The organism is Bacteroides stercorirosoris (assembly GCF_900142015.1).
Classification (GTDB): Bacteria; Bacteroidota; Bacteroidia; order Bacteroidales; family Bacteroidaceae; genus Bacteroides; species Bacteroides stercorirosoris.
In genome coordinates this window covers 72,715-86,904 of record NZ_FQZN01000013.1, presented here as the reverse complement: position 1 = coordinate 86,904, position 14,190 = coordinate 72,715, and the positions used below count along the sequence as shown (strand labels likewise).

13 protein-coding genes are annotated in these 14,190 nt (G+C 40.2%); all 13 read left to right on the top strand.

Annotated elements, in window-relative coordinates; translation table 11 throughout:
• The first annotated feature begins 48 nt into the window (after positions 1 to 48).
• From BUC01_RS11355 to BUC01_RS11295, 13 genes are read left to right on the top strand one after another with little or no spacing between them, the layout of a single operon-like run.
• Positions 49 to 852 (top strand): polysaccharide biosynthesis/export family protein, encoded by an 804-nt coding sequence (locus tag BUC01_RS11355; RefSeq protein WP_025831087.1) that lies wholly within the window; start codon positions 49 to 51, stop codon positions 850 to 852.
• A gap of 11 nt (positions 853 to 863) precedes the next feature.
• Positions 864 to 2,414 carry a GumC family protein gene (locus BUC01_RS11350; RefSeq protein ID WP_025831086.1) on the top strand — a complete coding sequence of 517 codons (1,551 nt, stop codon included), beginning with the start codon at positions 864 to 866 and terminating at the stop codon, positions 2,412 to 2,414.
• A 3-nt stretch (positions 2,415 to 2,417) separates the two neighbouring features.
• Positions 2,418 to 3,584 carry a hypothetical protein gene (locus BUC01_RS11345; protein ID WP_025831085.1) on the top strand — a complete coding sequence of 389 codons (1,167 nt, stop codon included), beginning with the start codon at positions 2,418 to 2,420 and terminating at the stop codon, positions 3,582 to 3,584.
• Entirely contained in the window at positions 3,581 to 4,873 is a 1,293-nt protein-coding gene (locus BUC01_RS11340) for a lipid II flippase MurJ (protein WP_025831084.1), read from the top strand. Before BUC01_RS11345 ends, BUC01_RS11340 begins: the two co-directional genes overlap by 4 nt.
• 18 nt (positions 4,874 to 4,891) lie before the next feature.
• On the top strand, positions 4,892 to 6,001 hold the full coding sequence (locus BUC01_RS11335) for a glycosyltransferase (RefSeq protein WP_025831083.1): 1,110 nt from the start codon (positions 4,892 to 4,894) through the stop codon (positions 5,999 to 6,001).
• A gap of 2 nt (positions 6,002 to 6,003) precedes the next feature.
• Positions 6,004 to 7,200, top strand: coding sequence for a glycosyltransferase (locus tag BUC01_RS11330; RefSeq protein ID WP_073313766.1), 1,197 nt, complete (start codon positions 6,004 to 6,006; stop codon positions 7,198 to 7,200).
• Between the two features lie 37 nt (positions 7,201 to 7,237).
• Positions 7,238 to 8,260, top strand: a complete 1,023-nt coding sequence (locus tag BUC01_RS11325) for a radical SAM protein (RefSeq protein ID WP_025831082.1) — start codon at positions 7,238 to 7,240, stop codon at positions 8,258 to 8,260.
• Positions 8,257 to 9,354, top strand: a complete 1,098-nt coding sequence (locus BUC01_RS11320) for a glycosyltransferase family 4 protein (RefSeq protein ID WP_025831081.1) — start codon at positions 8,257 to 8,259, stop codon at positions 9,352 to 9,354. The genes BUC01_RS11325 and BUC01_RS11320 overlap by 4 nt, the downstream gene beginning before the upstream one ends.
• Positions 9,355 to 9,411: 57 nt before the next feature.
• The gene (locus BUC01_RS11315) at positions 9,412 to 10,032 is read left to right on the top strand and encodes an exopolysaccharide biosynthesis polyprenyl glycosylphosphotransferase (protein WP_025831080.1); all 621 of its coding nucleotides are present in this window, start codon (positions 9,412 to 9,414) and stop codon (positions 10,030 to 10,032) included.
• Positions 10,033 to 10,092: 60 nt separating this feature from the next.
• A complete protein-coding gene (locus tag BUC01_RS11310) occupies positions 10,093 to 11,472 on the top strand; it encodes a capsule assembly Wzi family protein (protein ID WP_034524121.1) in 1,380 nt (459 codons plus the stop codon).
• A 5-nt stretch (positions 11,473 to 11,477) separates the two neighbouring features.
• Complete coding sequence (gene rfbC, locus BUC01_RS11305; RefSeq protein WP_025831078.1) at positions 11,478 to 12,023, top strand: dTDP-4-dehydrorhamnose 3,5-epimerase; 546 nt, start codon at positions 11,478 to 11,480, stop codon at positions 12,021 to 12,023.
• A 9-nt stretch (positions 12,024 to 12,032) separates the two neighbouring features.
• On the top strand, positions 12,033 to 13,346 hold the full coding sequence (locus BUC01_RS11300) for a UDP-glucose dehydrogenase family protein (RefSeq protein ID WP_025831077.1): 1,314 nt from the start codon (positions 12,033 to 12,035) through the stop codon (positions 13,344 to 13,346).
• A 25-nt stretch (positions 13,347 to 13,371) separates the two neighbouring features.
• Entirely contained in the window at positions 13,372 to 14,169 is a 798-nt protein-coding gene (locus BUC01_RS11295; protein WP_025831076.1) for a DUF4738 domain-containing protein, read from the top strand.
• Positions 14,170 to 14,190: the final 21 nt, after the last annotated feature.

Below are 14,190 nucleotides of genomic sequence, written 5' to 3'. Positions count from 1 at the left end.
AAGAGTTATTTTTGTAGCCAATCACTTATAAAAGTTATGAAATATACAATGAAGATTAAAACGATTATATCTATCCTCTCATTTTTATTATTGACGTCGTGTAAAACCACGGATAATACCATTACTTATTTTCAGGATTTAGATAATCAGGCAGCAGTCCTTGCAGAAGAGACTGTCAATTACACTCCACGCATAGTTCCCGACGATCAGCTATCCATCACTGTGTCAGGAACAGATCCTAATGCCGTAGCGATCTTCAACATGCCACTTTCCAGTTATCTGGCACCAGGAGAAACCCATGTAACCTCTACTCCCGTACTGCATACCTATCTGGTTAATTCCCGCGGAGAGATTGATTTCCCGGTACTCGGCAAGCTGCATGTTGCCGATATGACGCGTAGTGAATTGACAGACCTGATGACTGAAAAGATTTCCGCCTATGTCAAATCTCCGATTGTTACGATACAGATAAGGAATTTCAAAGTTTCCGTACTGGGTGAAGTAAATAAACCCGGAACGGTAAATGTGCCCAATGAGCGCCTGTCCGTACTTGACGCCCTCGGTATGGCAGGAGATTTAACGATCTATGGCAACCGTACGAATGTGCTCCTAATCCGTGATAACAACGGGAAAAAAGAATACCACCGCTTTGACCTGACATCCACAGAGACTCTGGCTTCACCCTATTATTATCTACAACAGAATGACGTTCTCTATGTGGAGCCCAACAAAGCCAGAAAAGGAAATGCCCGATATAGCCAGAACGGACAATTTAATGTATCTTTGGCATCAACTATAATCAGTGCTTTGTCGGTATTGGCATCGCTGGGGATTGCATTATTGGTAAAATAAATCACTTAGTTATGAATGACGAAAACATACATATAGGAGCGCTGTTGAAACAATTCCTGGCCTATTGGAAAATATATATACCTATCGGCATTATCTGCTTAATTGCCGCCATCTGTTTTCTGATGGCCACACCTCAAGAATATCAGTTTACAGCACGTATGCAGCTTATCAGAGATAATCAAGGAATGATGTCTGAACTGAAAATGCTGAAAAGTACGGGTATAGGTGCAATGTTGGGCGGGAATAGTTCAGGAAGTAGTGTGGAAGATGAAGTAATAGTACTGATGTCGCGTACCAATATGACTGAAGCAATCCTTGAAACCGGATACCAAGTGGAAACGCGTGAACGGCAAGGTTTGAAAAACGTACTGCTCTATGGAAAAGACAATCCGGTAACATTCCTCTTTCCCGAACAGTTTTTAGACACCTTAAGTAAATCGGTGAAAATAAAACTGACACTGTCGGATGGAGTCATAAAATCAGCCCAAATAAAATCAACTTTATTTGAGACCGTGAAAATAAAAGAACAACCGCTGCCTTGCCGATTGCAATTGCCCATTGGTACCATTATGATTGCCCCAAACGCAACTATTTCTGCTTCCGGAAAAAAAACACTGACTACCCGGATTGCTCCATTGCAGCAAACTTATGAGAAATTGTATGATGCTTTATACGCAGGTGCACAGGAAACCATTTCAGATATACTCCTCCTCCTGTTTAAAAACGAGAATAAACAGCGGGGATATGACTTCTTAAATACTATCATGTCCACTTATAACCAATATAGCCGGAATGTAAAAGTAAAGGAAGCCACTATCAATGCGAGGTTTGTAAAGGAACGCTTGGATACCGTTACTACGGAACTTGCATATCTGGAACATCGGATAGAAACTTACAAGAAACAAAATGATATGCCAGAACTATCTTTGCACGCTCACATGACCGTTACCGAGCATCAGGGACTGGAAAATATTGTTTTGGAAACGGAAGCCCGTTTGAAATTATTGGATTATGTAGAGGATTACATCAAAAATCCCTTGAACAAATATGCCGCAGTACCTACTGTAGGCGGAATTGAAGGAGGACATTATAATCAATTGATACTTGAACGCCAACGTTTGCTTTTTTCTTCTGAAAAAGAAAATCCAGCTCTGGAAGTTTTAGATAAGCAACTGGCCAAGCAACGTGAAATGTTGTTGGAGTCTATAATTGCTATCCGACAAAGCGTGCATATTAATCTGGAGTCTATAAATAAGAAAAAAAAGGCATTCGAAGAACGTTTCACTGCTCTGCCCACCCAAGAACGGGAATACATCGAAATGAAGCGCCAGCAAAGAATTAAAGAAACTGTCTATTTATTCCTCATGCAAAAATTGCAGGAGAAAGAATTGGTAAACTCCCCGGACGAGCAGGCGGGTAGGGTGGTAGACGCAGCATATAGTTCGGCAAAACCTGTATATCCACGCAAAGTGTTTGTGCTGGTAATAGCACTTGCTGCAACTTTCATTCTGTCACTGATCGTTATTAGTTTTCAGGTATTCGTTTTTTCTAAAACAAAATAAGCCATGCTATCCCGGTTGGTGTTCTCTAAAAACAACTTATTTTTTGCCTTTCTCATATTTGGCTATTTATTCGGGGTTATCTTTTATGATTTCATCGGTTTTGACTATGTAGATGAGTTAATGGCTCTCTTTCTTGTTGCCTTTACCGGGATGGTGGTAATGGAACGTAGAAATTGGAAAGAATTGATGCCCTTAGGAATAGTTACCGGAATCTTTATATTCTACTTGATATACTCATTTCTTATCAAATCCAATACTCCCGTTGCAATTTGTGTGGATTTCTTAACGCAAATAAAGCCTTTTCTGGGATTTTATTGTACTTTATTGATAGCTCCGGCACTAACCGTATCCCAGAAACGTTTCTTGTCCATTTTGTGCATAGCAGTAGCAGGAGGACTTCTCATTTTAGGAATCATTGATGTTAATTTCTTATTCTTTGGCCATCAATCCCGTTATGCGACAGCTATTGTCGCTACCTTTTTTCTACTTAGCTATTGTTCTACCAATTCATGGAGCGATATTGCCGTCTTATTGTTAATATTGACTATCGGACTGATTTCCACCCGTTCTAAATTTTATGGTTTCTGGGCAATCGCCATTTTTCTGATGATCTATATGAAAGTGGGCGGAAAAATACGTTTTAACATAAAAACAATAGCCCTGTTCGGGTGTCTTGCTTTAATAACTATCTGGTTGGCAAAAGATAAGATTATACTCTATTATGTGGATGGCATGATGAACTCCCGGGAAATGTGGAGCCGTCCTGCCATGATGCTCACTTCCATACAAATCTTATATGATTATTTTCCTTTCGGAAGTGGACTGGGAAGTTTTGGAACATTCGCTTCAGCAGAATATTATTCTCCTGTCTACGCCGCTTACGAAATCAATCACTTGTGGGGATTATCAAAAGATATGCCTGCATTTATATGTGATGCATTCTATCCCGAATTAGCCCAATTTGGAGTCACAGGTGTCATACTCTATTTTGCTTTTTGGTTCTCAATCCTCCGGAAATCAACGAAAGAACTATTGCCCACTATGCAATTGTTTGTTTTGCTAATATTTATATTCTTTCTGATAGAGGGAATTGCCGATGCTACTTTTACGCAAAACCGGGGATTATTCATATTGATATTATTAGGTCTTATATTATCTCCGAATAAATGAAGCTAAAGATTGGGACATATAAAAAAGGAGCCGTGTATTCTTCTGCTTTCAGCGTCGGAAGTAAACTGACAGCTTTTGTCATGCAACTCTTGATTGCTTACTACCTGGGGGCAAATACAGGAACGGACATTTATTTTTATTTATATAACATAGCTATTTTAGTAGGTGGACTGGTGCAAACACTTAATACATCTATTTTAATTCCTAAAGCGATGTTCCTGCGCTATAATGAGTCGACAAAGGCCGAAATGCAATTTCATAATTCATTTCTTTACACATTCTTATTATTGGCAGCAGGGATATTACTTCTATTCTGTATAGTTGGCGGCAGACAGGCACCGGAATGGATTATGAATTTCCCCGCCCAAGATATCCGCAGTCACATCTCAGTATATTACTTGTTTTTCCCACTGACCCTCCTTATCATAGTAAATCTCTATATAAGTGAAATATTGGTTTCATTCAAGTATTTTACGTTAGGGCTTTCGTGTAATTTCATGATAAACCTTAGTGGGATTGTTGCACTAATCTTATTAGGACAGAAAGCTGATGTTTCAATTGTGATGTATAGTAGTTGCTGTGCATGTCTGCTGAATATTATCTTGTTGCTTTGGTTTATGAAGAAAAAACTGAGGTGGAAATTCTCGTTAGTACGATTCGCTCTTGTCCGTTCACAAAGCAAAGCACTAACCGGGCTGGCCATTAATCAGGGAATTATTATTTTTGCATCTACTTTTCCTATGTATTTGTTGTCCCAATATCAACCGGGAATAATAACTGTCATCAATTATGCACAGAAGTTTATCCAAGCTCCGTTAGCACTCATACAGCAAATAACTTCTGTACTTCAAATAAAACTCAACAATCTATACAGCCAAGGTGAGAAGGAAGAAATGTACCATGTTACTTTCCAGGTGACCCTACGCTTATTCCTGTTCACGATATGCACTTCTTTGGCTATCTTCCTGCTACGCACTTTTATTGCTGAAGAATTGTTCGGATTAGGAAAAATGCCGTATGCCGCCATGGAAAAGCTGTCATCCCTTATCGGTATAATGACATTTGCGATGCCTTTTACCGCCGTCAGCCTGGCATGCATGAAAATATATTTCACAGAAGGCCGTATACGTATCTATATCATTATTATGGCATTGAGTAACCTATTCTCATGTGTATGTTACTACTTTGCCATAGAGACATGGAAGGAACATGGATATGCCGTTGTGTACCTATTCATTGAATTTGTAATTATGGCAGGTATTGTGGCGTTTTTAAAACGCAGAAAATAAAGATTAAAATGAAGTAACATGCGTATATTATTACTGAATTCTATACTATATACTCCCCGCACCACACCTAAAGGGAGATTTATCCCTCAAGTAACTTCCATTGAGGATTGTATGATTATAAAACTGGGTATAGAATTTGTTAATCAGGGACATGAGGTGACTTTAATAGCTGCGGAAGAATATAAGCCAACCAATCAGCAGGATTTTCCCATAGAAATAGTTTATTTCCGTTCTGTGCTGCCCAAACTGTTCTTGCCAACAGTGTTGCCTTTTCATCCGCAACTGATTCGCTTCATCAAGAAGCGTAAAGAACAGTTTGATATGATTATCAGCAGCGAGATTTTTTCGTTTAATTCTCTATTTGCTACATGCTTAGCACCAAATAAAACTCTCATATGGCAAGAATCAGGCGATCATAATAGAAAATTCTTCAGATTGCCATCTTTGATATGGTATCATCTTGTAGCGCGCGCATTTATGCGCAAGGTAAGAGTTATACCCCGCTCCCTTATAGCAGGTAAATTCACTAAACAGTTTGGTTTGAATGTTTCTTCTAATTTTATAGACCACGGTGTAGATGGAAAAGTATTTCATTTCCAAAAGGAAAAGAAAGCTTCATTTATCGTTATAGCCCATTTGGATAGAGATAAAGATGTAATATCTATTATCATCTCCTATAAAAAATTCATAGAACGATATCCTGACAGGCAATATTCATTATACATAATCGGAGAAGGAGAGGAATCAGAGAATCTGAAAGACTATGTCCAAAGTAACCAACTGGGTAATCAAGTTCTCTTTTTGGGAAGAATCCCGCAAAGAGAATTGAGTAAATATTTAAGCGAATCTGTTTGTTTACTTTGCAATTCCAGGAAAGAACTAAATATGTTGTCGATAGGAGAAGCCATAGTAGCAGGGACTCCAGTTCTTACAAATACGGTTCCGTATAGCCATGAATGGATAGCACAGAATAAGTTAGGAATAGCCAAAGATAATTGGACAGAAGAAGATATGTATGAAATAGTGATGAACAATCAGTATTATGTGGATAATTGCTCACATTATTCTTCCCAACTCTTATTATCGGAACTTCCCAACAAATTCATAAAACAATTCAATATAAAATAACTATGAGAATTCTCATTGTAAATAAGTTCCTATATCTTCGGGGAGGTGACTGCATCCACTCCCTAAATCTGAAACAATTATTATGTAATGCAGGGCATGACGTGTGTCTCTATGCAATGAGTTATCCACAAAATATAGTATGTGAAAAAAATAGATATTTTGCCGAAGAAATAAGCTTCTCGGCGAGGAATCTGCAAGGAAAAATAAAAGCTGCCAACCGCATTATATGGGGGACAGGAGTAGCGCAAAACTTCAAAAAACTTTTAGATGAATTTCGGCCTGATGTTGTGCACCTGAACAATATTCATTCGTATCTTTCACCTATAATTGCGAAACTGGCATACCAAAGAGGGATCAAAGTAATCTGGACACTCCATGACTATAAACTGATTTGCCCTTCATATAGCTGTCTTTGTAAAGGAAATACCTGTGAAGCATGCTTTACGGATAAAAAGCAAGTACTACTCCGTAAATGCATGAAGAATAGTTTTCTGGCAAGCCTATTGGCTTGGGGAGAAGCCATGAACTGGAATAAGAACAAGCTCTCATTATGGACAAATAGTTTTATCTGTCCCAGTCAGTTCATGGCGGAAAAAATGCAGCAAGGAGGATATCCGGCCAATAAACTGCAGGTCATTAATAACTTCATTGGAGAAGAACAAGTGCAGTATATAATAAATACCCCCAACCCCATACGGGAAGAAGCATATGCATATATAGGACGACTTTCACAAGAAAAAGGAATTGAGTCGCTTTTAAAAGCTGCCTCTCGTTTGCCTTATAAATTATATATTGCCGGTAGCGGGCCTTTAGATGCTGACCTGAAGAAGAAATATACTGCAAATAACATAATCTTTCTCGGACACCTGGGGGCAAAGGATACTATTGAATTACTCAAGAAAATATCATTTACTGTCATTCCTTCTATTTGTTATGAAAATAACCCATTGAGCGTAATAGAATCCATGTGTTGTGGTACTCCTGTGTTAGGACGGAATATGGGGGGCATACCGGAATTAGTAGAAACCTGCAGCTTTAATCACCTTTTCACTCAAGATGAAGAATTGCCTTCACTCATTACTAAAATGTTCAATACTGTTGTTTCTGCCAATCGAAATAAATTATCCACCGCTGCATTGCAACGCTACTCTGGTGAGCATTATTATCAAAAGTGGCTTGAAATAGTAGGAAAGGAGTGAAAAATAGTATTTTTGCAAACAAATAAACTACATATATATGAAATCCGCTATAAATTCGCCCACTGATATGTGTATCATTGTTACATATCGCTGCCCGATGCAGTGCCAGATGTGTAATATATGGCAAAATCCCACAGATAAAGATAATGAAATCAGTCCGGCGGAAATTGAAAAACTTCCGAAAGTAAAATTCATAAATATCACAGGGGGAGAACCTTTTATCCGGGAAGATCTGGAGGAAATCGTAAAAGTAGCATTCCGTAAATCTCCTCGCGTCGTTATCTCAACTTCAGGATGGTTTGAAGAACGTATTATCCGTTTAGCCGAAAAGTTTCCTAAAATAGGGATACGTATTAGTATTGAAGGATTGTCCTTGAAGAATGATGAACTTCGAGGAAGACAAGGCGGGTTTGATAAGGGACTTCGTACCTTGTTGCAACTAAAGGAGATGGGAGTGAAAGATATAGGTTTCGGAATTACAGTTTCCAACTCCAATTCAGCTGATATGCTTTCGCTATACCGTTTGTCCCGCTCGCTGGGAATGGAATTTGCAACTGCGGCTCTGCATAACTCATATTACTTTCATAAAACAGATAATGTGATTACCAACCAAACAGAAGTTTGTAGCAATTTTGGTAAATTAATAGAGTGGCAATTAAAAGAAAAGCATCCGAAATCCTGGTTTCGGGCTTACTTTAACTGGGGATTAATTAATTATATCAAAGGAAAACCTCGTTTGCTGCCTTGTGAAGCGGGATTGGTTAATTTCTTTGTAGATCCTTACGGCGACATTTATCCCTGCAATGGGCTGGAAAGCAAATACTGGAAAGAAAGTATGGGGAATATCCGTACCATGTCTTCTTTCGAGGAATTATGGAGAGGCGAACAAGCTGAACGTATCAGAAAACGTGTACGCGAGTGTCCTAAAAATTGCTGGATGGTAGGAACGGCTGCTCCGGTCATGAAAAAATATATAGCTACCCCAATGAGGTGGGTATTATATCAAAAGCTACAGTCGCTACTGGGATATTCCATAACCTTAGACGATAAAGAGGAATGAAGATAGTAGTCACCGGTACCAGAGGCATTCCCGGCATACAAGGAGGGATAGAAACGCATTGCGAGGAACTCTATCCGCTAATTGCAGATAAGCAACATGAAATTATTGTTGTTCGTCGTCCCGACTATGCAATAGACCATACTGTAAAAACGTACAGACAAGTTACCATAAAGGATATAAAGGTGGTGCGAAACAAGTATCTGGAGGCCTTTCTGCACACTTTTCTGGCTGTATTGTATGCTCGAAGAATAGGAGCCGACATTGTACATATTCATGCAGTAGGTCCGGCTCTGATGACCCCGATAGCACGTATGCTGGGCACGAAAGTGGTAGTGACGCATCATGGCCCGGACTACAACCGTGAAAAATGGGGAAATCTTGCCAAATGGATACTCCGTACAGGAGAAAAAGCAGGGATACATTATGCAAATCATATAATCGTGATTGCAGAACATATACGGCAGATGATTTTACATAAATATCCTTCGAAGAAAAACATTACACTGATACATAATGGAGTTAAAGCCATTTCCCAAACACCCGGTACTGACTTCATTCAAGGCTTAGGGCTGACGGAATATAATTACATTTTAGCCGTAGGACGACTTGTGAAAGAAAAAGGCTTCGACAAGCTGGTAGAAGTATTCAAACAGCTTTCTTCACCATCTTTGAAGTTGGTCATAGTCGGCAGTGCCGATCATCAGGATAGCTATGTACAAAAATTGAAAGAAGCATGCAGAGATGAGAAAAATATATGTCTGGCAGGCTTTGTAAAGGGAGAAAAACTTGCGGAGTTATATGCATATGCGAGATTATTTGTATTGCCGTCTACCCATGAAGGTTTACCCATTGCACTACTTGAAGCCATGAGTTATGGCACTCCAATACTTGCAAGTGATATACCGGCAAATAAAGAAATAGGATTACCGGATGAGTGTTACTTTAAAAGCGGTGATTTCACCGATATGCAACAAACATTAGAAAAGAGAATAGAAAGTATTCAGACTGAACGGATTACTTATAATCTTTCAGCATACAATTGGCCGTATATCGCCCTACGTACTAAAAAAATTTATGATTCTTTGATAGTATAAAACAATATAGGAAAAGATTTGCCGTTTCATAAGTCAAGAGTATTGTAGTGTTTTAGTATGAATATACATTATCCAGCATATCATTTCCCCCTGCAACGGAAATGCAACCGAATTCTTAAACGAATATTAGATATCGTATTTGCCTCAATAATCCTAATTCTGATATATCCATGGGCATATATCATCATAGGATGTTGCATCAAGATAAAGATGCCCGGTAAAATAATATTCTCACAAAAAAGGAATGGACAATATAAACGGGAGTTTACTTGTTATAAATTTCGTTCGATGTTGCCGAATAGGGAATCTGATACGCAACAGGCATACGATGACGATCCTCGTATCACTCCGCTTGGACGCTTCTTACGTATCACCAGCATTGATGAGTTACCTCAATTCTGGAACGTGCTGAAAGGAGAGATGTCTATCGTAGGTCCACGCCCACACATGTTGATTCATACAGAGCAGTATTGCAGTATTATTCCCGACTACAACAAAAGGCTTCTGGTGAAGCCGGGAATAACCGGTTGGGCACAAGTACACAACTTGCGCGGTGAGACGGAAAAACCGGATAAAATGAAGAAAAGGGTGGAATATGATATCTGGTATATAGAACATTGGTCATTGGCATTGGATATGAAAATCATGTTCAAGACATTAAAAATAATATTCCGATAATCTATGCGTACATCCTGGTATATTCTTGCCATCCTGTTATGTTGCCCTGCTTCGTCAATAATGAAAGCACAGGGCGGACTGAAGCGACAAAATGTCTCTTCTTTCGTTGAATACGGTGCATCTGTCCATACTGGTGACAATACTCCCATGTGGCAGGTAAGTAATCAACATGGATTTTCCTCAATTGACAATAATACTTATCTGAGAGGGGGAGCATTCTATACAGATACAATTCGTCATTGGAGATTAGAAGGTGGCTTGGATATGGCAGTGGCTTCCGGTTTCACATCCACCTTCATATTACAGCAGGCATATGCTGATATTCGATATAAATGGTTAGGATTATCTATTGGTAGTAAGGAAATTGACTCTCCATTATTAAACCAACAATTAAGTAGTGGCGGCCTGACCTGGTCAGGTAATGCAAGACCTATTCCACAGGTTTGGATTGGTTTGCCGGAGTATGTACAGATTTTGCCCCGCCTTGCTTTAAAAGCGGAAATTTCATACGGATGGTTTACTGACAACAATTATCAGAAAAATCAGGTAGGAGTGGATTATTGGTATACCAAGAGTATCAAATATCACCATAAAAGCGGTTTCCTTCGCATTGGTGTGCCACAAGGTAAATGGCAACTGGATTTAGGAATGAGTCTGGATGTACAGTTCGGTGGTTATAAGAGCGATGGAATGGATGCCGGAGATCTTGGAAATAGCTGGAAAGATTATTTCAAAGTATTCATTCCCAGCCGTGGAGATGACAGTAGTCCGGAGGGTGAACAAATAGCCTATCAAGGCAATTTTATGGGTAGCGAACATATTCGGATGACTTATCGTCATGAGGATTTCTCCATCAGCGCTTATCTGGAAAATTATTACGATGATTTCAGCGGAATGGGCAAACTTAACGGATTTGACGGTCTGTGGGGCATCGAATACAAATCTAATCATAAACAGGCTATCAACGGTTTCGTACTGGAGTACTATCAGACTACTAACCAGAGCGGTCCGATGCATGGAGTGGATTTCACCGTAGTAGAGAAAACGGGAGGTGCCGACGATTATTATAATAATGACTGGTACCCCGGCTGGGTACACTGGGGAATGACTATGGCCAACCCTTTGATTACTTCCCCCATCTACAACAAAGACGGTGACATGACCTTCAAATACAACCGCATCCGGGCAATGCATTTGGGGTGGAGCGGAGACATCAGCAAAGAGTGGACTTACTTCGCAAAACTATCATATAATAAAACTTGGGGAACTCCTTTCAAACCTATACCCGATATATTAGAAAATTTTTCTACTTTTGCATCAGTTTTCTATGCTCCCCGTAAATGGAAGGGATGGCGCTTCAATGCTTCCGTCGCTTTCGACATCGGAGAGATATATGGCGACAATTTAGGTTGCCAGTTGAAAGTACATAAAACATTCTGAAAAAGATGAATTACATACAAACGGAAATTGATGGTGTATGGCTGATTGAACCGAAAGTATTTCGTGACGAACGCGGTTATTTCATGGAAGCCTTCAAAGAAGAGGAGTTCAAAGCGCACGTCGGCAACGTCCATTTCATTCAGGACAACGAATCGAAATCCTCTTTCGGCGTGTTGCGCGGGTTGCACTATCAGAAGGGCGAATATTGCCAGGCCAAGCTGGTACGTGTCATTAAAGGAAAAGTGCTGGACGTAGCGGTAGACCTGCGCCAATCATCTCCGACATTCGGTAAGTACGTTAGTGCGGAATTGAGTGAAGAGAACCAACGCCAGCTTTTCATTCCCCGTGGATTTGCTCATGGGTTTCTGGTGCTCAGTGATGAAGCTGTTTTCACCTATAAAGTCGATAATGCCTATACTCCGCAGGCAGAAGCTTCTATCCGTTTCAATGACGAAACGATAGGCATAGACTGGCCTGTTGCCGAAGAACAATTACTATTATCCCCCAAAGATAAAGTCGCTCCACTTTTCCGGGAGGCGGTATATTTTTAATTAAAGAGTATGAAAGCAGCTATCGTCGGTACAGGATATGTCGGTCTGGTGACTGGAACCTGTTTTGCAGAAATTGGCGTCAACGTTATTTGTGTAGACACCAACAGTGAAAAAATAGAAGCATTGAAGAAAGGCGTCATCCCCATCTATGAGAGTGGATTGGAAGAGATGGTGAACCGCAATGTAAAAGCCGGTCGCCTGCACTTCACAACCTCACTGGAAAGTTGTCTGAACGATGTGGAAGTCGTCTTCAGTGCCGTTGGTACTCCTCCTGACGAAGATGGAAGCGCCGATCTTAGCTACGTGCTCGAAGTTGCCCGTACCATCGGACGGAATATGCAGAAGTATATGCTGGTAGTCACCAAAAGTACCGTTCCCGTAGGTACAGCAAAGAAAGTGCGTGCTGCCATTCAGGAGGAACTGGATAAAAGAGGTGTCAACATAGGATTTGATGTAGCATCCAACCCCGAATTCCTGAAAGAGGGTAACGCCATTAACGACTTTATGAGTCCTGACCGTGTAGTGGTGGGAGTAGAGTCCGAACGTGCAAAAAAAATAATGAGCAAGCTCTATAAACCGTTTTTACTGAATAACTTCCGCGTCATCTTCATGGATATTCCTTCTGCCGAGATGACAAAATACGCAGCCAACTCAATGCTTGCCACCCGTATCAGTTTTATGAATGACATTGCAAACCTTTGTGAATTGGTAGGTGCAGACGTAAATATGGTGCGCAGCGGTATCGGTTCGGATACCCGCATCGGACGGAAATTCTTGTATCCGGGTATTGGCTATGGCGGTTCCTGCTTCCCAAAAGACGTGAAGGCACTCATCAAGACAGCTGAGTTGAATGGTTATCAGATGCGCGTGCTTCATGCGGTGGAAGAAGTAAATGAATCGCAAAAGAGCATCCTTTTCAACAAGCTCTGCAAACATTTTAATAACGACCTGAAAGGAAAAACCATTGCCTTATGGGGACTGGCTTTCAAGCCGGAAACGGATGATATGCGCGAAGCACCCTCACTGGTTTTGATAGATAAATTGTTGAAAGCCGGATGTAAAGTGCGTGCTTACGATCCTGCCGCGATGGATGAATGCCGCCGCCGAATAGGTGAAAGCATTTATTACGCAAAGGATATGTATGATGCTGTGCTTGATGCCGACGCTATGATGCTGGTTACAGAATGGAAAGAATTCCGTTTGCCATCATGGGCAGTCATCAAGAAAACGATGGAACAGCCGGTAGTGCTGGACGGACGTAATATCTATGATAAAAAAGATATGGAAGAGCAAGGTTTTTCTTACCATTGCATCGGCCATTGAGAATAAAACAAAAACAGAGGGAGTTATGATAAAGTGGGGTGCTATTTCCATGGTACTCGTTATGATGCTGGCTTCTTGTAACGGTGCTAAAAACGGAGAGACTTCCGGTAGGGAAGACTTAACCGCAAAAAAACTATTGCAAGGTATCTGGCTGGATGACGAGACAGATATACCGTTAATGCGTATTAACGGTGATACTATTTATTATATCGACCCGCAGAATCTGCCTGTCTACTTCAAGGTTGTACGTGATACGATATATGTACGTGGAAATACACCCACGGCTTATAAGATAGACCGGCAGACGGAGTATAGTTTCTGGTTCCATAGTCTCTCCGATGAGATTGTAAAACTGCACAAATCGGACAATCCGGGAGATACGCTGGCATTTTCCAGTCAGGAAACAGAAATCACTCCTTCCATTCAGGAAATAATAAAAAAAGATAGCGTGGTAGTATATAAAGGAACCCGTTATCGAGGCTATGTCTATATCAACCCTTCTCAAATGAAAGTCATTAAAACTGCTTATTCTGAAGAAGGAATCAGCATGGATAATGTATATTACGACAATGTAATACATATCTGTGTATATGAAGGAAGAAATCAGCTGTATGGAAAAGATATTACCAAGAAAATGTTTGCGAATATCTTTCCGGAAGAAGAGTTGAATCAGACTATCCTTGCTGACATGAATTTCATGGGAGTAGACGGAAAAGGCTATCATTATGAGGCAACGCTCCAAATACCGGAGAGTTCGGTTTATCATCTCGTAAGCCTGACCATAGACTCAGACAAACAACTACATATAAAAATGGTGGAGTAGAACTCCACCATTAAATAAAAC

Coding starts and splice junctions, on each gene's coding strand:
- BUC01_RS11335 (WP_025831083.1), top strand. CDS start 4,892: ATGCGTATATTATTACTGAATTCTATACTATATACTCCCCGCACCACA.
- BUC01_RS11295 (WP_025831076.1), top strand. CDS start 13,372: ATGATAAAGTGGGGTGCTATTTCCATGGTACTCGTTATGATGCTGGCT.
- rfbC (WP_025831078.1), top strand. CDS start 11,478: ATGAATTACATACAAACGGAAATTGATGGTGTATGGCTGATTGAACCG.
- BUC01_RS11320 (WP_025831081.1), top strand. CDS start 8,257: ATGAAGATAGTAGTCACCGGTACCAGAGGCATTCCCGGCATACAAGGA.
- BUC01_RS11330 (WP_073313766.1), top strand. CDS start 6,004: ATGAGAATTCTCATTGTAAATAAGTTCCTATATCTTCGGGGAGGTGAC.
- BUC01_RS11355 (WP_025831087.1), top strand. CDS start 49: ATGAAGATTAAAACGATTATATCTATCCTCTCATTTTTATTATTGACG.
- BUC01_RS11310 (WP_034524121.1), top strand. CDS start 10,093: ATGAAAGCACAGGGCGGACTGAAGCGACAAAATGTCTCTTCTTTCGTT.
- BUC01_RS11350 (WP_025831086.1), top strand. CDS start 864: ATGAATGACGAAAACATACATATAGGAGCGCTGTTGAAACAATTCCTG.
- BUC01_RS11325 (WP_025831082.1), top strand. CDS start 7,238: ATGAAATCCGCTATAAATTCGCCCACTGATATGTGTATCATTGTTACA.
- BUC01_RS11340 (WP_025831084.1), top strand. CDS start 3,581: ATGAAGCTAAAGATTGGGACATATAAAAAAGGAGCCGTGTATTCTTCT.
- BUC01_RS11345 (WP_025831085.1), top strand. CDS start 2,418: ATGCTATCCCGGTTGGTGTTCTCTAAAAACAACTTATTTTTTGCCTTT.
- BUC01_RS11300 (WP_025831077.1), top strand. CDS start 12,033: ATGAAAGCAGCTATCGTCGGTACAGGATATGTCGGTCTGGTGACTGGA.
- BUC01_RS11315 (WP_025831080.1), top strand. CDS start 9,412: ATGAATATACATTATCCAGCATATCATTTCCCCCTGCAACGGAAATGC.